Below are 22,767 nucleotides of genomic sequence, written 5' to 3' on the forward strand. Positions count from 1 at the left end.
CGGTTGAGTTTAATCCCGGTGCTGACGCCGAGTCTGAAAGTGTCGGGCCTGACGATCGCACTGTATCGGATCAGGAATAACCATCGGGCAGGAGCGCTGCGCAAGATGATTCACACTTCAAACAGGGGCGGCTACGTACACCGGAATGACAAAACTGTCGTAGCAACATTCTTTATTGATTGTCTGCAGGATGGCAAATGACCGTGGTATTGGCCTGCCGCCGCTGAACATTGCGATCGAATCGGGCAATGCCTGCGTGAGTTTGGATCCATGCCGAATGGGCGGGGGGATTAAACCACGCGATAGCGTTCCGGAGCTTCAATGGCGGTCACTATCGCGAAGATGCGCAAGCGAGTCAACTGTCGAGAGTGTCGCAGTCGAACAATGGAGGATTTATACCTTTTTTATGTACGAAGGTTCCTAAGTTGCACACTCGGTTTTACGTCAGAACTTTGTGAGTCAAATGTTTAACGCGACAGGCAGTTTTCTGGCGACGTAAATTCTCGGGTATGAAGGTGCAATAGCAGATGTGTATTTATTCGGTTACAGATAATGCGGAGGGCGGAAACAAAACGGCCTTGCGGTTAGCAAGGCCGTGCCCGGGACTTCTCAGTGGGTACCTGACCAGTAATCCAAAGAAGCCTTATGGCAAGGTGAAAGGTATAAGCAACGGTGCGGCCGGTCAATTGCGATTATCGGCCACTCGTTCGATAATCGCCCAAAGCTCACTTGCCGTGGCTCAGGAAACAGGCGAGAGTGGCGGTCTACAAGGCTTCCGCGGCCACGACGAACGGTGTCAGCATGAACGACCAATTGCGTAATTCTTTCACGTCACTTGCGCCGCCGATTGTTGCGTCCCCTGCTAAAAGGATTCAGGCGCTCACCGGTGATCCGGACTTCATGACCTCGCTGGCGCGCGGGTTGGCCGTCATTCAAGCGTTCCAGGAGCGCAAGCGGCATCTGACCATCGCCCAGATCAGCCACCGCACGGAAATTCCCAGGGCCGCAGTTCGTCGTTGCCTGCACACACTCATCAAATTGGGTTACGCCACCACGGACGGGCGCACGTACTCGCTGCTGCCTAAAGTGCTGACGCTCGGCCATGCGTACCTGTCGTCCACACCCCTGGCGGTTTCGTCGCAGCCGTATCTGGACCGCATGAGTGATCAGCTGCACGAGGCCTGCAACATGGCCACGCTGGAAGGCGACGACATTCTTTACATCGCGCGCTCGGCCACGACTCAGCGACTGATCTCCGTGGATCTGGCGGTGGGCGGGCGTTTGCCGGCTTACTGCACGTCCATGGGCAGGATTCTGCTGGCAGCGCTGGACGATGTGTCGTTGCAGGAATACCTCGACCACGTGGATCTGCAACCCAAAACCAGTCGCACCTTGCGCACCCCCGAGGCCTTGCTCGAATGCCTGCAGCAAGTGCGGCAGCAGGGCTGGTGCATTGTCGATCAGGAACTGGAGCAGGGTTTGCGTTCCATTGCAGTGCCGGTCTACGACGCATCGGGTCAGGTTCTGGCGGCGCTGAATGTCAGCACCAGCGCGGGTCGGGTGGCGCGCAATGACCTGGAGCAGAAGTTTCTGCCGATCATGCTGAGTGCCAGCCGTGACCTCAGCACGCAGTTATTTACTTGACGGCTATAAAGCGGTGAGACCGTAGCTGGCTCCAGTCTCCACTAACCGTTCGGTGATCGAACACTTAGTCGGTTATCGGATTGTCCCGTCCTTTGCCCAGGCATAACCTCATTCTCAACGCCAAGCCGTCAAGGGCATGGCAACCGAGTGTGAACCTGGAGCACCCCCATGGCTGCAATTCTTTCCCTCCACGAGGCCGTCAAGCAGTTCGTCAACGACGGTGACATCGTTGCACTGGAAGGCTTCACCCACCTGATTCCTACCGCGGCGGGACATGAGCTCATTCGCCAGAAGAAGAAAGATCTGACGCTGGTGCGCATGACGCCCGATCTGATTTATGACCAGTTGATCGGCGCAGGCTGTGCGAGACGTCTGATTTTCTCGTGGGGCGGTAACCCCGGGGTTGGCTCGTTGCATCGGCTTCGTGATGCCGTCGAACGGCAATGGCCGCAGCCCATGGAGATTGAAGAACACAGCCACGCCGACCTCGCCAACGCGTACGTGGCGGGCGCGTCGGGCCTGCCGTTCGCGGTGCTGCGGGCGTATGCCGGTTCCGATCTGCCGAAGGTGAACCCGCTGATCAAATCCGTCACATGCCCGTTCACCGGAGAAGTGCTGGCCGCGGTGCCGGCAGTGCGCCCCGACGTTACGGTGATCCACGCGCAGAAAGCCGACCGCAAAGGCAACGTGCTGCTGTGGGGCATTCTCGGGGTTCAGAAAGAGGCGGCGTTGGCGGCCAGGCGCTGCATCGTCACGGTCGAGGAAATTGTCGATGACCTCAAGGCGCCGATGAACGCCTGCGTACTGCCAACCTGGGCGCTGAGTGCTGTTTGCGTCGTGCCGGGCGGCGCTCATCCTTCCTACGCCCACGGCTACTACGAGCGCGACAACCGTTTCTATCAGGCGTGGGACGCCATCGCCCGCGACCGTGAGGCGTTTACCGCCTGGATCGACGAATACATCCATGGCACCCGTGACTTCAGTGAGTTCAAGAACAAGCTGGCCCACGCGGCGGAGGCTCACCAATGACTTATTCCACCAGCGAAATGATGACCGTCGCCGCCGCGCGCCGCTTGAAAAACGGCGCCGTGTGCTTTGTCGGCATCGGTCTGCCCTCGAAAGCGGCCAATCTGGCGCGCCTCACTTCCTCGCCCGACGTGGTGCTGATTTACGAATCAGGGCCCATCGGCGCCAAGCCAGATGTGCTGCCGCTGTCCATCGGTGACGGCGAACTGGCGGAAACCGCTGACACCGTCGTGTCCACCAGCGAGATCTTCCGTTACTGGCTGCAGGGCGGGCGTGTCGATGTCGGTTTTCTTGGCGCGGCTCAGGTCGACCGTTTCGGCAACATCAACACCACGGTCGTCGGCGATTATCACCACCCGAAAGTGCGTCTGCCGGGTGCGGGGGCGCGCCGGAAATTGCAGGCTCGGCCAAAGAAGTGCTGATCATCCTCAAGCAGTCCCCACGGACATTCGTCAACACGCTGGACTTCCTGACCTCGGTCGGCCACGGCGAAGGGGGCGAATCCCGAAAACGCCTCGGCCTGCCGGGTGCCGGGCCGGTCGGCATCATCACCGACCTGTGCATTATGGAGCCGGAGGAGGGCACCCACGAATTCGTCGTGACCACGCTGCACCCCGGCGTGACCCGCGAGCAGGTGATCGCCGCCACCGGTTGGGACCTGCGCTTTGCCGAAACGGTCGTGCAATCCGACGCGCCTACCGAGTACGAACTGGCCGCGTTGCGTGATCTGGAGGCGCGGACCGCTGCCGCCCATGGCCAGGCCCCGGGAGAAGCATGATGCGGGACGTATTTATCTGCGATGCAATTCGCACCCCCATTGGCCGGTTTGGCGGCGCCCTGGCGACCGTTCGGGCGGATGACCTGGCCGCGTTGCCGATCAAGGCCCTTATGGCGCGCAACCCGTCGGTCAACTGGAATGAGTTGGACGAAGTGTTCCTCGGCTGCGCCAATCAGGCGGGGAAGACAACCGCAACGTCGCGCGCATGGCGGCGCTGTTGGCCGGCTTGCCAGCGACTGTGCCGGGCGTGACCCTCAATCGGTTATGCGCCTCGGGTCTGGACGCAGTGGGTTCAGCGTTCCGTGCGATTGCCTGTGGCGAGATGGAGCTGGCCATTGCCGGCGGCGTCGAGTCCATGTCCCGCGCCCCTTTCGTGATGGGCAAGGCCGACGCGGCATTCGGCCGCGGCCAGAAGCTGGAAGACACCACCCTGGGCTGGCGTTTCGTCAATCCGCAAATGAAAGATCAGTACGGCGTTGAGACCATGCCGCAGACCGGGGACAACGTCGCTGAGGATTTCGGCATCTCCCGGCAGGATCAGGACGCGTTTGCCCTGCGCAGCCAGCAGCGTACGGCGGCGGCTCAGGCCTCAGGCTTCTTCGCTGAGGAGATCGTGCCCGTGCGCGTCGCCCACAAAAAGGCGAGACCGTCGTCGACACCGACGAGCACCCCCGTGCCGATACCAGCCTTGAGGCGCTCGCCAAGCTGAAGCCGGTCAACGGGCCTGGCAAAACGGTCACGGCCGGCAACGCCGCCGGCCTGAACGACGGCGCGGCGGCGATGATTCTGGCGTCCGCCGAAGCCGTCAAGAAACACGGCCTGACGCCGCGCGCTCGCATACTGGGGATGGCCAGTGCCGGCGTTGAGCCTCGCGTCATGGGTAGCGGCCCGGTCCCGGCGGTGCGCAAGCTGGTGGCCCGACTGGGTCTGGCGGTCAGTGATTTCGACGTCATCGAGCTCAACGAAGCGTTCGCCAGCCAAGGCCTGGCGGTCTTGCGTGAACTCGGCATTGCTGACGATTCACCCAAGGTGAACCCGAACGGCGGGTCGATTTCGCTGGGACATCCGCTGGGCATGAGCGGCGCGCGGCTGGTGCTGACGGCGCTGCATCAGCTGGAGAAAACCGGCGGCAGCAAAGCGCTGGCCACGATGTGCGTTGGCGTGGGGCAAGGCCTGGCCCTTGCGATAGCGCGCTAAACGACCTTCTTGGGAATCAACCACCCGAGTCATCGGTTGCCTCTGCGAAAGGGGCAACTTGCTGACTTGGGTGGTTGTCCTTGTGATGTCGAAACGTTACTGCTTAAGTCTAAATGTTGCAGGTTATGTCTTAGACTGGCTGACCTTACTAACACCTGGGGAGATAATAATGACAACGACTCACTACACCGGCGAAGAAAGGCGCAAGCGGATCTTCGCCATCGTCGGGGCCTCATCGGGCAACCTCGTCGAATGGTTCGACTTCTACGTTTACGCCTTCTGCGCCATCTACTTCGCGCCTGCGTTTTTTCCTTCCGACGACCCGACCGTTCAACTGCTCAACACCGCGGGCGTATTCGCCGCAGGCTTCCTGATGCGTCCCATCGGCGGCTGGCTGTTCGGTCGCGTGGCGGACAAACATGGCCGCAAGAACTCGATGATGATTTCCGTGCTGATGATGTGCGCGGGATCGCTGGTCATCGCCTGTCTGCCCACCTATGCAACCATCGGTGCCTGGGCGCCGTTTCTGCTGCTGATGGCGCGCCTGTTCCAAGGCCTGTCGGTGGGCGGCGAATACGGCACCACGGCCACATACATGAGCGAAGTCGCATTGCGGGGGCAGCGCGGGTTTTTCGCTTCGTTTCAGTACGTGACGCTGATTGGCGGCCAGCTGTTGGCCGTACTGACCGTGGTCATCCTGCAGCAGTTTCTCAGTGCCGATGAGCTCAAAGCCTACGGCTGGCGCATCCCGTTCGTGGTCGGTGCGGTGGCGGCGGTGATTTCGCTGGTGCTGCGCCGCTCGCTGAAAGAAACCACCACCGCCGAAGTCCGTCAGAACAAGGATGCGGGCAGCATGTCTGCCCTGTTCCGCGATCACAAAGCGGCGTTCATCACCGTGCTGGGCTACACCGCCGGTGGCTCGCTGATTTTCTACACCTTCACCACGTACATGCAGAAATACCTGGTCAACACCGTGCACATGGATGCCAAGGTCGCGAGCTACATCATGACCGGCGCGCTGTTCCTGTACATGTGCATGCAGCCGGTGTTCGGCATGCTCGCCGACAAAATTGGCCGTCGCGCTTCGATGCTGTGGTTCGGCGGGCTGGGCACGCTTTGCACGGTGCCGCTGCTGCTGACGTTGAAAACCACCACCAGCCCGGTCATCGCGTTCGTGCTGATCACCCTGGCATTGGCCATCGTCAGTTTCTACACCTCGATCAGCGGTCTGGTGAAAGCCGAGATGTTTCCGGTGCAGGTCCGTGCGCTGGGCGTCGGTCTGGCCTATGCCGTGGCCAACGCTATTTTCGGTGGCTCCGCTGAATACGTGGCGCTGGGCCTGAAGAACATGGGCATGGAAAACACCTTCTACTGGTACGTGACCGCGATGATGGCGATTGCTTTCCTGTTCAGCCTGCGACTGCCGAAGAAGCCTGCTTACCTGCACGAAGATCACTGATCCCGGACCTTGGAGCCCGCGTCTTTGCACGGCGCGAGCTATCCACGTTCATCACACTTATTCCACGTGTTTCACGGAGCGACTGCCATGGCGTTCGTACAACTTGAAGACGGTGAGCTGCATTATGAAATTGATGGGCGAGAGGATGCGCCAGTGCTGGTGCTGTCCAACTCGCTGGGCACTGACCTGCATATGTGGGACGCGCAGATTCCGGCGCTGAGCAAGTCATTCCGCGTCGTGCGTTACGACACCCGCGGCCACGGTCAGTCCCTCGTCACCCAAGGGCCTTACACCATCGAACAGCTGGGACGAGACGTGCTGGCGCTGCTTGATGGGTTGAAGGTCGACCGCGCGCACTTTTGTGGACTGTCCATGGGTGGCTTGATCGGTCAGTGGCTGGGCATTCATGCCAACGATCGGCTGCACAAGCTGGTGCTGTGCAACACCGCTGCGAAGATCGGCGACACGGAAACGTGGGCGCCGCGCATCGCCCAGGTGGAGAAGGGCGGTGAGCGGGCCATGAAGGAAATGGGCGCTGGCGCTGTAGGGCGTTGGTTCACGCCTGACTTTGCCAGTCAGCACGCCGACAAGGTCACGCCCGTCACCGACGTGCTGGCGGCGACGTCTCCGCTGGGTTACGCCGCCTGCTGCGCGGCTGTCCGGGATGCCGATCTGCGCAAGGAAGTCGGTTCGATCACCGTGCCCACGCTGATCATCTGCGGCAGCCATGACGCCGTCACCACCGTGGCGGACGGGCATTATCTGCAGAACCACATCCACGGCAGCGAACTCTCCGACTACTACGCCGCGCACCTGTCCAGCGTTGAACTGGGTGAAGTCTTTGCACTGCGTGTGACGGAGTTTTTGTTGGCGTAACCGCTGTGGCCTTTGCTTGAAACAGTCTGGAAAACAGGCAAAAAAACCCACCAATCGGTGGGTTTTTTCATACGCGGCGTATCAGAACAAGCGGGTGGACGGCACATCGCCCGCGGTTGGCTGACGCTCGCCGGTCGGGGTCTGTTCGTACCAGCCGCCGCCGAGCGCGCGGTACAGATTGACCTCGCTGTTCAGCTGCGACAGACGATCGGTGATCAACGACTGCTGCGCGCTGAACAACTGACGCTGGGCGTCGAGGAAGGTCAGGTTGCTGTCGATCCCGATGCGATAGCGACGCTCGGCCAGACGGTAGTAGTCCTGGTTGGCGTTGACGAAATCGGTCTGCGCCTTGAGCTGATCGGTGTAGGTCTTGCGCGCGGCCAGACCGTCGGAGACTTCCTGAAACGCCGTCTGAATCGCCTTCTCGTAGTTGGCGACGCCGATGTCTTTCTGGATCTTCGAGTAGTCCAGGCTCGCGCGCAAACTGCCCGCGTTGAAGATCGGCAGATTGATCGACGGCTCGAACAGCCACGTCCCCGAACCGCCTTTGAACAGACCGCTCAGGTCGCCGCTCGCCGTACCGGCACTGGCCGTGAGGCTGATGCTGGGGAAGAACGCGGCGCGTGCAGCGCCGATATTGGCGTTGGCGGCTTTCAGGTTGTATTCGGCCTGCAAGATATCCGGACGGCGTTGCAGCAGCTCAGATGGCAGCCCCGGCGGCATTTCGTTGAGCATGTCAGCGCTCAACGGCTTGGACGCGGGCAGATTGGCCGGCAGACTGGTGCCCAACAACAGCACCAGATTGTTTTCGTCCTGGGCGACCAGTCGCTGGTACTGGGCCAGCTTGACGCGGGCGCTCTCGACGGAGGTGCGCGATTGCGCCAGATCCAGTGCCGAAGCCACACCCACTTCGCTGCTGCGAGAGGTCAGACGCAGGCTTTCCTCGAAGGCGCCCAAGGTGTCCTGGGTCAGCTTCAACAGCTCTTTGTCCGCTTCCCACGTCAGATAGGCGTTGGCCACGTTGGCGACCAGACTGATCTGCGTGCTGCGACGGCCTTCTTCACCGGCGAAGTAGGTTTGCAACGCCTGCTCACTCAGGCTGCGCACTCGTCCGAACAGATCCAGCTCATAGGAGCTGATGCCCAGACCCACTGAATACTGACTGGTGATACCGGACTCGCCCGTTTGCGACAGGTCGCCCGGCACGCGCTGACGCGTGCCGGTGCCCGAGGCCGCGACAGCCGGGAACAGGTCCGCACGTTGAATGCGGTACTGCGCGCGGTAGGCGTCGATGTTCAGCGCGGCGACGCGCAGGTCACGGTTGTTCTGCAGCGACGTCTGAATCAACTGCTGCAGTGCCGGATCATGGAAAAACTGACGCCAGCCTTGCTCGGCCGCCGCCTGATTCGCCGCCTGGGCCGGCGAGTAGGCCGGACCTTGCGGGAACTGAGCCGGCACCGGAGCGGCGGGCTGCTTGTAATCGGGGATCAACGAGCAGCCGCCGAGAATGAACGCGGTGACCGCCAGCGAGATCAGGGACTTGCTCATTGGCCAGCCTCATCGTGTGGAGTGTGTTTCTGTTTGCCTTTGAACAGCGAGGATATCGAAACGAAGAACAACGGTACCCAGAAGATCGCCAGGATAACCGCGGTGATCATACCGCCGATTACGCCCGTACCGATCGAATGCTGGCTACCGGCACCGGCGCCCGAGGAAATCGCCAGCGGAACCACACCGAGAATGAACGCCATGGACGTCATCACGATGGGCCGCAGACGCATCCGGCAGGCTTCGATGGTTGCATCGACGATGCCCTTGCCCTGTTCATGCAGCTCCTTGGCGAACTCGACGATCAGAATGGCGTTTTTCGCCGCCAGACCCACCGTCACCAAGAGACCTACCTGGAAGAACACGTCATTGGACAGGCCACGCAGACTCGTCGCGATCAGCGCACCGATAACCCCAAGCGGGATGACCAGCAACACCGCGATCGGAATCGACCAGCTTTCATACAACGCCGCCAGACACAGGAACACGATCAGGATGGACAGTGCGTACAGCGCGGGCGCCTGGGAACCGGACAGACGCTCTTCATAGGACAGACCCGTCCACGACAGACCCACGCCGGCCGGCAACTTCTTCGCCAGTTGCTCGACCTCGGCCATCGCCTCACCGGTGCTGTAACCCGGCGCCGGAGTACCCAGCACTTCCTCGGCCGGTACACCGTTGTAACGGGACAGCTTCGGCGAACCGAACACCCACTCGCCGGTGGCGAACGAGGCAAACGGCACCATCTCGCCAGCGGTGTTGCGCACGTACCACTTCTTCAAATCTTCCGGCTTCATCCGCGCACTGGCATCGCCCTGCACGTACACCTTCTTGACCCGACCGCGGTCGATGAAGTCGTTGACGTAGTTGCCACCCATGGCGATGGACAGGGTGGTGTTGATGTCCGAAAGGCTCAGGCCCAGGGCCTGCGCACGCTCGTCATCGATAACCAGTTGGTACTGCGGCTCATCGTTCAGACCGTTCGGACGCACGCCCGCCAGAATCTTGCTTTGTGCCGCCATGCCCAGCAATTGATTACGCGCTTCCATCAGCTTGGCGTGACCCACGCCGCCCTGATCCTGCAAGTACACGTCGAAACCGGTGGCGTTACCCAGTTCCAGTACCGCAGGCGGTACGACCGCAAAGGTCATTGCGTCGCGGAAGCCAAAGAAGTGCTGCTGCGCCCGTTTGGCCAGCTCGAAAACACTGTTGGAGGCATCACGATCGCCCCACGGTTTCAGCATGATGAACGCCAGACCGGAGCTCTGACCGCGACCGGCAAAGTTGAAGCCGTTAACGGTGAACACCGAGTTGACCGCGCCGGACTCTTCTTCCAGCAGGTACTTACGCATGTTGTCGATAACGGTCTGCGTACGTTCAGCCGAGGAGCCTGGAGGCGTCTGCACCTGGGCGAAAATCACGCCCTGGTCTTCTTCCGGCAGGAACGCGCTCGGAATGCGGGTGAACATCCAGATGGTGCCGCAGACGATCAGCGCATAAACGATAAAGGCCGGAACCTTGTGCTTGAGCATGTTGCCGACGCCGCGCTCGTAGCTCACTACGCTGCGGTCGAAGGTGCGGTTGAACCAGCCAAAGAATCCACGTTTCGGCTGCCCGTGCTTCTCATGATCGATCGGCTTGAGCAGGGTGGAGCACAACGCCGGGGTGAAGATCAGCGCGACCAGTACCGAAAGCGCCATCGCCGAAACGATGGTGATCGAGAACTGCCGGTAGATCACACCCGTGGAGCCGCCGAAGAACGCCATTGGCAGCAGAACTGCACACAGCACGAGTGCGATACCGACCAGTGCGCCCTGGATCTGCTCCATGGATTTGATCGTGGCATCCCGCGGCGAAAGTTTGTCCTCCGCCATCACCCGCTCGACGTTTTCCACCACAACGATGGCATCGTCCACCAGCAAGCCGATGGCAAGGATCACCCCGAACATGGTCAGCGTGTTGATGGTGAAACCGGCAGCGGCAAGGATCCCGAACGTACCCAGCAATACCACCGGCACGGTCATCGTGGTGATGATGGTGGCGCGGAAGTTCTGCAGGAACAGGTACATCACCAGGAACACCAGGATGATCGCTTCACCCAGGGTGTGAACCACGCCGGTGATGGATTCCTGAACCACCGGCGTGGTGTCGTACGGGTAAACCACTTTCATGCCAGGCGGGAAGAACGGCTCCAGCTGGGAGATCGTGGCGCGGATCGCCTTGGCGGTGTCCAGCGCGTTGGCACCGGTCGCCAACTTGATCGCCAGACCGGAGGCCGGCTTGCCGTTGAACTGCGCGTCAATGCTGTAGTTCTCGCCCCCAGACCGACTTTGGCGACGTCTTTCAGGCGAACCTGCGAACCATCCTGATTGACCTTCAGCAGAATGTTACCGAACTGCTCGGCGGTCTGCAGACGGGTTTTACCGATGATCGTGGCATTCAGCTGCTGACCCTTGAGCGCAGGCAGACCGCCGATCTGGCCGGAAGACACCTGAACGTTCTGGGCTGTGATGGCCGTTTTGACGTCGACCGGGGTCAGCTGGAAATTGTTCAGCTTGGCCGGGTCGAGCCAGATACGCATGGCGTACTGGGCACCGAAGACCTGGAAGTCACCCACACCGGAGGTACGGGAGATCGGGTCCTGCATGTTCGACACGATGTAGTTGGACAAGTCTTCCTTGCCCATGCTGCCGTCTTCGGACACAAGGCCGACAACCATCAGGAAGTTCTTCACCGCCTTGGTCACACGGATACCCTGTTGCTGCACCTCTTGCGGCAGCAGCAGGGTGGCCAGGTTGAGCTTGTTCTGCACCTGAACCTGAGCGATGTCCGGGTTGGTACCCTGGTTGAACGTCGCGGTGATGGTCATGCTGCCGTCGGAGTTACTTTCCGATGACACATAACGAAGGTTGTCGATACCGTTGAGCTGCTGCTCAATCACCTGCACCACGGTGTCCTGCACGGTCTGCGCGTTGGCACCCGGGTAGGTCACGGCGATCGCGATGGCCGGCGGCGCAATGGCCGGGTATTGGTTGATCGGTAGCTTGAGGATCGACAGCGTCCCCACCAGCATGATCACGAGGGCAATTACCCACGCGAAGATCGGCCGGTCGATGAAAAATTTCGACATGAATTACTCCCCTTTGCTGCCTGCGGCTTTATCAGTTGCCGGGGCAGTTGCCGGGTTCGGTGCCGGGCTAGCTGCGTTGACGTTGGTGGCTTCGGCCACTTTCACTTCAGCGCCTGGCTTGACGTATTGCAGCCCTTCGGTAATCACGCGATCACCTGCGTTCAGGCCCTTTTCAACCAGCCAGTCGCTGCCGATGGTGCGGTTGGCAACCAGCGTGCGGGACTCGACCTTGTTGTCGGCGTTCACCACCAATGCGGTTGGCGTGCCTTTCAGGTCACGAGTAATGCCTTGCTGTGGAACCAGGATCGCGTTCTCGGCCACGCCCGATTGCAGTCGTGCATGCACGAACATGCCCGGCAACAGGGTGTGATCCGGGTTCGGGAACACGGCGCGCAGCGTCACGGAACCGGTGGTCTGGTCGACCGACACTTCTGAGAACTCAAGCTTGCCTTCGATGGGGTAGAGGCTGCCGTCTTCCAGCACCAGCTTGACCTTCGCGGAGTTCTCGCCGGCTTTCTGCAGCTTGCCGCTTTCCAGTTCGCGACGCAGCTTGAGCATCTCGGCCGAAGACTGGATCACGTCGACGTAAATCGGGTCGAGCTGCTGAATGGTGGCCATCGCATCGGCCTGACCGTTACTGACCAGCGCACCTTCTGTTACCAGGGAGCGACCAATACGGCCGGAGATGGGCGCATAGACCTTGGTGTAGCGCAGGTTGATCTCTGCTGTCTGCACTGCCGCCTTCGCTTCACGAGCCGAACCCACCGCCGTGTCGTATTCCTGACGGCTGACGGCTTGCTCGTTGATCAGCTGCTTATAGCGGCCAGCGAGGGAGTTGGAGGATTCGTAGGTCGCCTTGGCGCTGTCCAGGGTGGCCTGGTAAATCGCCGGGTCGATTTGATAGAGCTGCTGACCGGCTTTGACATCCGCACCTTCAGTAAACAGGCGCTTGAGGATGATGCCGTTCACTTGCGGACGCACTTCGGCGATACGGAACGCGGTGGTCCGACCGGGAAGTTCAGAGGTGAGGGTGTAGGCCTGGGTTTTCAGAGTAACGACGCCGACCTGAGGGGGCGGTGGTGCTGCGGCCGCTTCTTCCTTCTTGCTGCATCCGGAGAGCAGCGATGCCAGGGCGACGGCAGTGACCAGTACGGTAACAGCTGGCTTGAATTGCATGAAGATCCTCGGGTCAGGAGCCTGAACTCATGGGTAGTGGAAAGAGGGCGGGAAAGTATTCCAGCTAGATAAGTAGGATGCTAATGAATATACTTACATTCACGGTTGTTTGTAAACACCCACGAGTGCGACACTCCAACGCACCGAGGGTATCGATTGTAGGTCCGGGACAAGGCATTACAAAGGCCGCCCGACGTGCTGTGCAGGCCACTCGACCAGAGCGCCTGAGGCATTTTCATTGAGGTTTTTACTGCCATGGTTCGACGCACGAAAGAAGAAGCCCAGGAAACGCGCAAGCAGATCCTCGAAGCTGCCGAGCAGGCTTTCTACGATCGAGGGGTCTCCCGCACGACGCTTGCCGACATTGCGGCCTTGGCTGGCGTGACCCGCGGCGCGATCTATTGGCATTTCAGCAACAAGGCCGATCTGGTCCAGGCCATGCTCGACAGCCTGCATGAGCCTCTGGAAGAGATGGCGAGGGCGAGCGAAAGCGAAGATGAAGTAGACCCGCTGGGATGGACGCGCAAGCTTCTCATTCATTTGTTTCAGCAAGTTGCCAGCGATCCAAAAACCCGTCGCATCAATGAAATTCTGTTCCATAAATTCGAATTTACCGACGAAATGTGTGACATGCGGCAACAACGGCAATTTGTCTGGCTAGACGCCAACGAGCGGATTGCACTGGCACTCAGTAATGCTTCCAGGCAAGGCCAGCTCCCCGCTGACCTCAATCCGCAACGCGCTGCGATCTGCCTGCATGCCTATATCCACGGCATCATCGGCCAGTGGCTGCTGGTGCCGGAAAGCTTCCCGCTGCATGACGACGCCGAGCGTCTGGTCGATGGCATTCTCGACATGCTCCGCTTCAGCCCGGCGTTACGCGATACCACGTCGGCCTAAATGGCGTTTGGCCTGTATCTATACCGCGCCTGACCTTCGCTGAAAAGGCGGTTTACCTTCGCTTTACTAAGCCAAACCGGTGATTCAGCGCTCATTCAGGTCCGGGTACTCATTGAAGTGCCGAATGCTGCCCTATCGCAATCTCCCGTCTACGCTTGCCCCATAACCAATAAGAGTGGGGGCGAAGCGATGGCAGTCGTGTCAAAAAACGCATGCAGCAGGCTACTGATGGGTGTGCTCGCTGCCTTGTGCATCGGGCAAGGCTGGGCAGCAGGTGACGAAGTCGAGGAAGCGGCGGCGGCCAGGGCGCTGCTGGAAAAAGCCGTTGCCCGGTATCGGGTTCAGGGAGACAAAGCGCTGGCCGAGTACAGCCGCCAGGGTGAGTTCGTCGATGGCGAGCGTTATGTTTTCGTCACCGATACCAAGGGCATCATGCTTGCAAGTGGCGGGCCATCGGTCGCGTTGATCGGCCGTGACGTGTCGTCTGTGCTTGATCCTGAGCTGCAGAAAACCTTCAGGCAGGTGCTGCAAACCCCGGAAAGCGCCGGCATTCAGCAGGCCGAATATCGCTGGCAGAACTGGCGCGACGGCAAGGTCGAGCGCAAGCGGGTGTATTTCCAGCGCATCGGCGATCGGGTGTTGGCCGTCGGCTATTACTTGCCCCGTGCTTCCCCGGAGCAGGCGAGGGCATTGCTCGACAAAGCTTCCAGGGCGCTGGAAGAGGATAAAGACGGCGCCCTCCGTGCGATCAATGACCTCAAGGGCGGATTTCTGCAAGACGATCTGTATGTCTTCGTGGTGAACGTGGAGACCAGGCGCTACGTGGCCCACGGCACCAATCTGCGGCTGGTGAATACCGACTTCAGCAAGGTCAAGGATCCGGAAGGCAAACCGGTTGGCATTCCAATGCTCGAGCTGATCAAGAAGCAGCCCGAAGGCGAGTACGAATACCGCTGGCGCAATCCGGTCACCAGCAAGATCGAACATAAGCACGCTTACGTGCGCAAGGTCGGTGAATTCCTGGTGGCGGTGGGTTACTACAGCGGCTGATCGGTCTGGCAGGCTCGTTTATCGGTCCTTGTCGTCCCGCCCGCGCAGCAGGTTATTGGGCATCGCCAGCGCAGCTGACAGACCCAGTAGCGACACCGCCGCGCTGGCCATCAACAGATGCTGGAAGGTCATCGACAGTTGCCCGCGCAGCGATTCAAGGGCCGGGCCGCTGGCGGTATGCAGACTGTCCATCAGCACATTGCCCGAGCCCTCGCCCGGGATCGAACCGGCGCCGACCTGGGCGATGCCGGAACCGGCGAGCATCGCCAGCAGCAGTGCCGACATGCTCGCCACACCGACCGCGCCGCCCAGAGACCGAAACAGGTTGGTCGTGCTGGTCGCAACGCCCATGTCTTTGACCTCCACCGAGTTCTGTGTGCCCACCAGCGACGTCGGGAATTGCATGCCGCTGGCAATGCCGGTCAGAACCATGAACAGGCTGGTCAGAATGACAGACTGAGGCGGCGTGAGGGCGATGCCGAGGATTGCCAGCGGCATCAACGCTGCGCCAGTGAGGATGATTGGCTTGTAGCGGCCCGTCAGCGAAGTGCGACGGCCGCCGAAGTACGCGCCTATGGGCATGCCGATGGCCAGTGGCATCAGGTGCAACGCCGCGCTGTCGGCACCTGCGCCGGTGACGGTCTGAAAACGCAGCGGCAGCAGTACGATCAGCGAGATGGCCTGAAAGCTGGTGAAGAAAATAGTGCACCAGCAGAGCACTGCGCTGCGATTGGCGAACAGGTGCATGGGCAGTAATGGTTCGCGGGTGCGTCGTTCGTACAACACAAAAATCACCAGCGCGAGCAGCGCGACCGACAATTGCATGACCACCGAAGCATCGCGCCAGCCGTGGCCCTGACCGATTTCGGTAATGCCCAGCAGCAAGGCGGTCAGGCCGATGATCATCAACACCGTACCCAGGTAGTCGATCACCGGTTTGCGTTGAGGGATCGGCAGGCCAACCAGCGTTTTGCGCGCGACCCACCATGCAGCCAGCCCCAGTGGCAAGTTGATGATGAACACCCATCGCCACGACAGGTACTCGGTCATGAAGCCGCCGAGCACCGGCCCGGCCACGCTCGCCGCTGCGTACATCCCGCTGAAGTAACCCTGATAGCGACCGCGCTCCCGGGGCGGGACGATGTCGCCGATGATCGCCTGGCTCACGGAGACCATGCCGCCAGCGCCGATGCCTTGCAGCACACGCGCCAGCACCAGTTGCTCCATGCTCTGGGCCATGGCGCAGAACAGCGAGGCCAGGGTAAACGTCGCCAGCCCGAACAGCATCAAGCGGCGCCGACCGTACAAGTCCCCCAGCTTGCCGTAAATCGGCACCGCCACGGTCAGCGCGACCATGTAGGCGGAAATCACCCAGGCGAGCAGGTCGAAATCCTGGAATTGGGCTGAGATGGCCGGCATCGAGACCGCAACAATGGTCTGATCCAGCGCACTGAGGAAGACGGCCATCATCAGCGCAAACAGAATGCTGCGGATGTCCGGACGGGGTTGATTGAGGCTCGTCACAGAAGGGACTCGACTGGCAGATTGACCCGCTGAACACCCGCAGGAATTTTTGCCAAGTCTAGTCCGTTAGCTTGCTAATCGATAGCAGGCTGCGGGGTTTTTAAGCGTCGGATTGACCGGCGTTTGCCATCAACGCAGGGCGCTGAACGTCGCATCCGTAGGGACGCAATGCCCCATCGTGCAGACCACCGCCATGCGGGGTGTTTGCCGCATTTGTTCGATTCGGTAAGCACCTGCGGCATACAGGCTCAATACGGCAGTAACGGCGACGACATAAACACACTGTCTTTTTATTGTGGTTCTCATGACATTTGCCTCGATCCGGTAGGACATCTGGTTCAGAGCGGACACTGTCAGTGTAGGTCGCTTCCGGCGAGTTGGCCGGGCGAGGGGGGATTGAATGTTTGTATCAGGCGGGCCATGGAGGAAAAGCGAGCATTGCGCCGCTCAGCCGATGCGCCTTTCTGCCGCCTGCAGCGACAGCCAGCCCAGCAGATCCTGCAGTGGGGAAGGGATGCTGGCGCCTCTGGGGTGCACGAAGTAATACGCCGCGCCGGTCCGCACTCTCAGCTCGAACGGCATGACCAGCCGCCCGGCGCTCAGGTCTTCGCCGATCAGCGACCAGTCGCCGATGGCAACGCCGGACCCTTGAGACGCGACGGTCATCGCCAGGTCCATCGTGTCGAAGTGCTGGCCCTGCTCGACGTTGGTCAGCTTCGCCCCGGCGGCTTTCAGCCACAGCGTCCAGTCCCGCTCGTCGAGGGTGGGGTGCAGGAGCATGTGCCGTTCCAGATCGGCGGCGCGGGAGAGTGGATTGCTGAATGGCAGTGATGGAGAGCACACCGGCGTCAGTTGTTCGTCGAACAGGTGCTGCACGTGGGTGAAATCACCCGGGTGTGCGCCGAACACCACGGCGGCGTCGAAATCCTCCCGGCGAAAATCCACGGTGTGGGCGCTGGTCGTGGTCAGTTGCACCGGCACGTCAGGCCGCTCTTTCTGCCACTGCATGAGGCGCGGCAATAACCAGCGGCTGATGCAGGTCGGCGCCTTGATCTGTAGCGCCCTCGGTCTGGCATCGACCTGATCCAGCGCTTCTTCGATCAGGCTGAACACCTGTTCGATGCGCGGCAGCAATTCACGGCCCTGGGCGGTCAGGTTCAAGCCCCGGGCCTGACGATTGAACAGGCGATAGCCCAAATGGGCTTCCAGTCCGGAGATCTGCCGGCTGACCGCGCCTTGGGTGATGTGCAGCGCCTCGGCAGCCCGAGTGAAGTTGCAGCACTTCGCGGTGATCAGGAACGTGTGCAGGGCGGGCAGGGGCGGAAGGCGTTTCATCGGCAGGATGAGCCATGATCTGAGGACATGGCTAAGCATGACATTTTTTGCGTTGTGGTCGATACGGTTGCGCCGCTTCAATGGTCGCATGCTGATCCTGACAAATGGGCGGGCAGCGTCGGGCAAGACTTAACAAGGAGCAGATACATGGCGACGTGCGGGGAAGTGCTGGTCAGGTTGCTGGAAGGTTATGGGGTCGAGCGAGTGTTCGGGATTCCGGGCGTGCACACGGTCGAGCTTTACCGGGGACTGGCGGGTTCTTCGATAACCCACATCACTCCGCGTCATGAGCAGGGTGCAGGCTTTATGGCGGACGGCTATGCGCGCACGCGAGGCAAGCCCGGCGTGTGCTTCATCATCACCGGGCCCGGCATGACCAACATCACGACGGCGATGGGTCAGGCGTACGGGGACTCGATCCCGATGCTGGTGATTTCCAGCGTACAGTCCCGCAGCCAGTTGGGCGGCGGTCGCGGCAAGCTGCATGAGCTGCCGTCCCAGAGCGCACTGGTCGCAGGCGTCTGCGCGTTCTCCCACACGCTGATGTCTGCGGCTGAATTGCCGTCGGTGCTGGCCCGGGCGTTTGCGGTATTCCAAGCAGCGCGACCACGCCCCGTGCATATCGAGATCCCGCTGGACGTGCTGGTGGAAAATGCCGACGCCCTGGTGCATAGCCAACCCGTATCGGTGACCCGCGCGGGGCCGGCGCCTGCAGCGATTGGGCAGATGGCGACTTTGTTGGCCACGGCGCAACGGCCGTTGATTCTGGCCGGAGGCGGCGCCATTGACGCCGCCCCGGCGCTGACGCGTCTGGCGGAACGGCTGGACGCGCCGGTCGCGCTGACCATTAACGCCAAAGGCATGCTGCCGGGCGCTCACCTACTTCTGATCGGCTCGACGCAATCCCTCGACGCCACCCGCGAGGTCATTGAAAACGCCGACGTGGTGCTGGCCATCGGTACTGAACTGGCCGAGACCGATTACGACATCACCTTTCAGGGCCACTTCAAGATACCGGGCGCGTTGCTGCGCATCGACATCGACCCTGATCAAACCGTGCGCAACTTCCCGCCGACCCTCGGGCTGGTGTCCGACGCTCAATACGCTGCCGAGGCCTTGATGGACGCGTTGGCCAACGAAGTGCTGGCGCCACGCAGCGCGGATTGGGGGCTCCGCGAGTGGCTGCGCTGAGGCAGCGTCTTGAGGCGGGCTGGGACGACGCCACCCGTGCGCAGACCCTGTTCCTGCAGACGGTGCTCGAAGTACTGCCGGAGGCCGTGATCGTGGGCGACTCTACCCAGCCCGTCTACACCGGCAACCTCACACTCGACCTCGACAAGCCTCGCCGCTGGTTCAACTCCTCCACCGGTTACGGAACACTTGGCTACGCCTTGCCCGCCGCCGTGGGTGCATGGCTGGGCAGTCAAGACGCGGGAGCATCCAACCCGGTGGTGTGTCTTATTGGCGACGGCGGCCTGCAGTTCACCCTGTCCGAACTGGCGAGTGCGGTGGAGGCGCGGACGCCCATCGTCGTGCTGTTGTGGAATAACCAAGGCTACGAAGAAATCAAAAAGTACATGGTCAACCGCGCCATTGAACCCATCGGCGTCGACATCTACACGCCTGATTTCATCGGCGTGGCCACAGCACTGGGATGCGTCGCCGAAGCGGTCGTCAACGTCGAGCAACTGACGGCGGCCCTGAACTCAGCCGGCCAGCGTGACGGCCCGACCTTGATCGAGGTCGACCAAAAGCGCTGGATGAGCAGCCTCGGCTGATGTTTTATATTAACCGGCCGGCGCGTTTCAGACCGTGCTGCGCAGGCGTGCCAGATCCCGCAACGGTGGCGCGCCGAACAGGCGGCTGTACTCGCGGCTGAACTGCGAAGCGCTTTCGTAGCCGACCCGGTAACCGGCGGCCGATGCCTCCAGGCCGTCCGCCAGCATCAACCGTCGGGCCTCCTGCAGTCGCAGCTGTTTCTGGTATTGCAGCGGGCTCATGGCGGTGACGGACTTGAAACGGTGGTGCAGCGTCGAGACGCTCAGGTTCACCTCCTTCGCCAGATATTCAATCCGCAGCGGCTCCTGGAAATGGTCGTTGAGCCATTTGATCGCTTGGGTGACGCGATGGGTCTGGCAGTTGGAGATGGCGATTTCGTACAGCCGGTGCCCTTCGCTCCCACGCAGGAGTCGGTAAAGAATCTCCCGATTGATCAGCGGTGCGAGCATGGGAATGTCTTTCGGCGTGTCCAGCAGGCGGATCAGGCGGATGACGGCGTCGAGCAGCTGTGGGTCGATCCGCTCGACGTACATGCCGCGCCCGCTGTGACGCGTCGGCACGCTCATCGGACCGGCTTCGGCGATCAGTGCGTTGATTTCCACCGGGTCGATTTCCAGGCGCAGGGCCAGATGCGGTTCTTCCGGCGTCGCGTAAATCACTTTGCCGCTAATGGGCAACGCCACCGACAGCACCAGGTAATTGAGCGGGTCGTAGGTGTACAGCTCGCCGCCCAGCGTCACGTCCTTGCGGCCCTGAGCCATGATGCACAGCGCCGGTTGTACCAAGCCGGGCACCGATTGCGACGGCCGATCGTGGCGAACCATGAACAGCGACTTGATCACCGTCTGGAAACTGCCATCGGCCGGGGCATGCCGGCGGATCAGTTCTGCCAGCTCGGCGCGCTGTTGCGTCATCTGCGCACTCAGCTCGGCGACAGGTCGAGCATCCGGGGCGGACGGCGCAAGAGCGGATAGCGACATGGGGAATTCCTCTGACAGGGCATTGATGCAGCACAGCTTATTTTTGGGCAAGCGCAAGCGTTAGGCGAATCCTGCCGGATGCTTGCCTGATTCTGTTACCGAGGTGTTGCGTTGCCATGAATGGGCCCTGTTCGTTTGAGATCATTGCTCGAAAGTCCATGGTAGTCACGTGGCGCAGCGTCGAGGTCGGTTCTTGCTGTGAAGCTGTCGGCGCAGAATCAGGCAATAACGTGGCAGTAATCGGCTACCGTTGGGCGTGCTTTCGCCCCTAACCTTCACTTTCAGCCGCAGCCTGCTTCCCGGATACACGGTCCCGGAGCACGGCTCGTCCGCTAAAGACACGCACGCAAAAAGAAGGAGCGCCGAGCATGCCAAACACTTCAGTCGTGAGCCATTGGGTCTCCGTCCGCGCCCGCCCCGGACACAGTACGCAACTGGGCGCCCGCTTGAGCAGCCTGATCAGCCCGTCCGCTGCGGCGTCGGGTTGCCTGCACTTTGCGCTGCAGAAATCCCTGACCGACGAAAATCTATGGGTCATCACCGGCACTTGGGCCGATCCCTCCGCGATGAACGACTGGTTCGCCGCCCCCGAGCTCAACCTTTTTCCGAACTGGTGACCGAGATGCTGGTGACGAGCCTGGATTTTCAAACGTTTGCCACCGTGACGACGGTTCAGGCACAGACGGATCATGTCTCTGTTGATGCTCGCCTGGCGGGCTAGTGGGTTCAGTGCTGGTGCTCACTTGGCTCAGCCTATAAGGGCCTGCGAAGAAAACCTTTCGAGAGTTAGAACGCCTGCGTTTAAAATCCCGGCCTCATTTTCAAGGCAAGGCGTCGAACCATGGCACGCAAAGAATTCCACCATCACGAAGCCGTTTCTGCAGCCGTTCCCGGTGACGATGGCTACAGCGCCGCCATTGCCGTCAAGGCCAGGGTCATGGGCGGCGCGCCGACTTTTCACCGCGTGCTGGCCGAGCAGAAATTCCCTACCGCGCTCGCCGCTGACGACGCCGCTGTGAACGAGCTGGAGCGGCTCGCCGACGTCACGCAAGAGGGCGAACTGGTCTTCGCCCGGGATTGATCAGACTTTCGGCCGGTACATCTTGAACAGCGACTCTGCGCTCAGCTGAAAATAGTCGGCCGGGCCGCCACCGCGCAGGATGGGCTCGCCGGCTGCGGTGTCATACACACCTTCCTTCAGCAGCCGCTTGGCAATGTGCACGGCCACCACTTCCCCAGAATCAGCCAGCTCGGCACGACTTCCTTGTCGGCGCGTTGCAGCTGGATGATCTGCGTCACTTTGCATTCGAACGAAACCGGCGTTTCTTTGACCCTCGGCACGGAAACGATGCGCGACGGTTCTGCCGTCAGGCCGGCCAGCTCGAACTCGCTCACGTCCGCCGGCACTGCCGCGCAACTCATGTTCATCTGCTCGGCCAGGCTGCGCGTGGCGAGGTTCCAGACGAATTCGCCGGTCTGTTCGATATTGTTCAGGCTATCTTTGCGGCCGATGCTGCAGAACCCGATGATCGGAGGCACATAGTTGAAGGCGTTGAAGAAACTGTAGGGCGCCAGGTTCAGCTTGCCTTCTGCGTCCTGGGACGAGATCCAGCCTATCGGGCGTGGGCCCACGATGGCGTTGAACGGGTCGTGGGGCAGTCCGTGACCCTTGGACGGTTCGTAGAAATGAATATCGTCTGACATGGTGTGTTCCTGAATGGTGTTGTGCCGGCGTATCGACCACGGTGTGCGCGCGCACGGGGTGCGGGCCGACATAGTGCAAGGCATTGAATAAGGATTCCAGCAGCCTCCAAACCCCGGGCAAAAAAAGCCCGACACGCGTCGGGCTACAAAGGGAGTTCAGGAGGTGGAACATGAAGCGGTTGGACGTGAAGCAGTCAACGTGATGCGGGCAACTTAGCTAACGCGGTTGGCACCGACGTGATCAGCGCCATCTGCGGCCAGACGGTTGGCGCCGACGTGATCAGCACCATCTGCGGCCTGGCGGTTGTTGCCTACGCGGTCAGCGCCGTCGGCGGCAAGACGATTGGCGCCAACGTGGTCAGAACCATCGGAAGCCTGACGATAAGAACCGGTGTGCGACGCATTGGTGTGAGAAGAACCGCCTTCTGCTACGACAGTGCCATTAAATGCAGAGTGCTGTTCGGAAACAGGCAGAGCGAATGCGCTCGATGCCAGGATGGACAGACTAAGACCGAAAATAATATTTGAAGTTTTCATGAGTGTTGCTCCAGTAAGTTCAATAATTAGTTAACTTGGGAATGGAGCTAATATTACGCGCGTACGGATTAAGTTGAAGTTAACGGTATTGGTAACGACCATCGCCAAAAATGATAGTTGGCTG

14 protein-coding genes and 5 pseudogenes are annotated in these 22,767 nt (G+C 60.8%); 11 read left to right on the forward strand and 8 right to left on the reverse strand.

Annotated features, from left to right (window positions below; translation table 11 throughout):
- Positions 1 to 801 precede the first annotated feature (801 nt).
- From pcaR to pcaD, 6 genes and pseudogenes are all read left to right on the forward strand, one after another.
- Positions 802 to 1,644, forward strand: a complete 843-nt coding sequence (gene pcaR / locus JN403_RS09995; protein WP_205486860.1) for a pca regulon transcriptional regulator PcaR — start codon at positions 802 to 804, stop codon at positions 1,642 to 1,644.
- Positions 1,645 to 1,812: 168 nt separating this feature from the next.
- Complete coding sequence (locus JN403_RS10000; protein ID WP_205486861.1) at positions 1,813 to 2,673, forward strand: CoA transferase subunit A; 861 nt, start codon at positions 1,813 to 1,815, stop codon at positions 2,671 to 2,673.
- Positions 2,670 to 3,448: pseudogene (locus tag JN403_RS10005) on the forward strand (CoA-transferase subunit beta). Before JN403_RS10000 ends, JN403_RS10005 begins: the two are co-directional and overlap by 4 nt.
- Positions 3,445 to 4,645: pseudogene (gene pcaF / locus JN403_RS10010) on the forward strand (3-oxoadipyl-CoA thiolase). The pseudogenes JN403_RS10005 and pcaF overlap by 4 nt, the downstream one beginning before the upstream one ends.
- A 169-nt stretch (positions 4,646 to 4,814) precedes the next feature.
- Positions 4,815 to 6,104, forward strand: coding sequence for an MFS family transporter (locus JN403_RS10015; RefSeq protein ID WP_205486862.1), 1,290 nt, complete (start codon positions 4,815 to 4,817; stop codon positions 6,102 to 6,104).
- An 87-nt stretch (positions 6,105 to 6,191) separates the two neighbouring features.
- Positions 6,192 to 6,980, forward strand: coding sequence for a 3-oxoadipate enol-lactonase (gene pcaD, locus JN403_RS10020; RefSeq protein WP_205486863.1), 789 nt, complete (start codon positions 6,192 to 6,194; stop codon positions 6,978 to 6,980).
- Between the two features lie 81 nt (positions 6,981 to 7,061).
- Here pcaD and JN403_RS10025 read toward each other — a convergent pair whose 3' ends face one another.
- The 3 genes and pseudogenes from JN403_RS10025 to JN403_RS10035 form a co-directional block, all read right to left on the reverse strand.
- Positions 7,062 to 8,528, reverse strand: coding sequence for an AdeC/AdeK/OprM family multidrug efflux complex outer membrane factor (locus JN403_RS10025; RefSeq protein WP_205486864.1), 1,467 nt, complete (start codon positions 8,526 to 8,528; stop codon positions 7,062 to 7,064).
- A pseudogene (locus JN403_RS10030) lies at positions 8,525 to 11,658 on the reverse strand (efflux RND transporter permease subunit). Before JN403_RS10030 ends, JN403_RS10025 begins: the two are co-directional and overlap by 4 nt.
- A gap of 3 nt (positions 11,659 to 11,661) precedes the next feature.
- Complete coding sequence (locus JN403_RS10035; RefSeq protein WP_205486865.1) at positions 11,662 to 12,834, reverse strand: efflux RND transporter periplasmic adaptor subunit; 1,173 nt, start codon at positions 12,832 to 12,834, stop codon at positions 11,662 to 11,664.
- Positions 12,835 to 13,089: 255 nt separating this feature from the next.
- On the opposite strand from JN403_RS10035, the gene JN403_RS10040 reads away from it, so the two are divergent.
- A complete protein-coding gene (locus JN403_RS10040) occupies positions 13,090 to 13,734 on the forward strand; it encodes a TetR family transcriptional regulator (RefSeq protein WP_122536010.1) in 645 nt (214 codons plus the stop codon).
- A 189-nt stretch (positions 13,735 to 13,923) separates the two neighbouring features.
- On the forward strand, positions 13,924 to 14,784 hold the full coding sequence (locus tag JN403_RS10045) for a cache domain-containing protein (protein WP_205486866.1): 861 nt from the start codon (positions 13,924 to 13,926) through the stop codon (positions 14,782 to 14,784).
- A gap of 18 nt (positions 14,785 to 14,802) precedes the next feature.
- Here the strand turns inward: JN403_RS10045 and JN403_RS10050 are convergent, their stop codons facing one another.
- A complete protein-coding gene (locus tag JN403_RS10050) occupies positions 14,803 to 16,308 on the reverse strand; it encodes an MDR family MFS transporter (protein ID WP_205486867.1) in 1,506 nt (501 codons plus the stop codon).
- A gap of 447 nt (positions 16,309 to 16,755) precedes the next feature.
- Positions 16,756 to 17,643: a LysR substrate-binding domain-containing protein gene (locus tag JN403_RS10055; protein ID WP_205486868.1), complete on the reverse strand. Its 888-nt coding sequence runs from the start codon at positions 17,641 to 17,643 to the stop codon at positions 16,756 to 16,758.
- A gap of 147 nt (positions 17,644 to 17,790) precedes the next feature.
- Here JN403_RS10055 and JN403_RS10060 point away from each other — a divergent pair.
- Positions 17,791 to 19,421 (forward strand): annotated as a pseudogene (locus JN403_RS10060) (5-guanidino-2-oxopentanoate decarboxylase).
- Positions 19,422 to 19,448: 27 nt separating this feature from the next.
- Here the strand turns inward: JN403_RS10060 and JN403_RS10065 are convergent.
- Positions 19,449 to 20,336, reverse strand: coding sequence for an AraC family transcriptional regulator (locus JN403_RS10065; protein WP_240356950.1), 888 nt, complete (start codon positions 20,334 to 20,336; stop codon positions 19,449 to 19,451).
- Positions 20,337 to 20,770: 434 nt separating this feature from the next.
- Between JN403_RS10065 and JN403_RS10070 the strand changes: the two genes are divergently transcribed.
- Entirely contained in the window at positions 20,771 to 21,019 is a 249-nt protein-coding gene (locus tag JN403_RS10070) for an antibiotic biosynthesis monooxygenase family protein (protein WP_345945842.1), read from the forward strand.
- Positions 21,020 to 21,243: 224 nt separating this feature from the next.
- A complete protein-coding gene (locus JN403_RS10075; RefSeq protein ID WP_205486870.1) occupies positions 21,244 to 21,483 on the forward strand; it encodes a hypothetical protein in 240 nt (79 codons plus the stop codon).
- On the opposite strand, the pseudogene JN403_RS10080 reads toward JN403_RS10075, so the two are convergent.
- Together JN403_RS10080 and JN403_RS10085 are read right to left on the reverse strand one after the other, a co-directional pair.
- Positions 21,484 to 22,106 (reverse strand): annotated as a pseudogene (locus JN403_RS10080) (flavin reductase family protein). It abuts the gene before it with no gap.
- Positions 22,107 to 22,319: 213 nt separating this feature from the next.
- Positions 22,320 to 22,643: a hypothetical protein gene (locus JN403_RS10085; protein ID WP_205486871.1), complete on the reverse strand. Its 324-nt coding sequence runs from the start codon at positions 22,641 to 22,643 to the stop codon at positions 22,320 to 22,322.
- Positions 22,644 to 22,767: the final 124 nt, after the last annotated feature.

Origin of the sequence: Pseudomonas sp. 15A4, assembly GCF_016925575.1 — a bacterium.
Taxonomy (GTDB): Bacteria; Pseudomonadota; Gammaproteobacteria; order Pseudomonadales; family Pseudomonadaceae; genus Aquipseudomonas.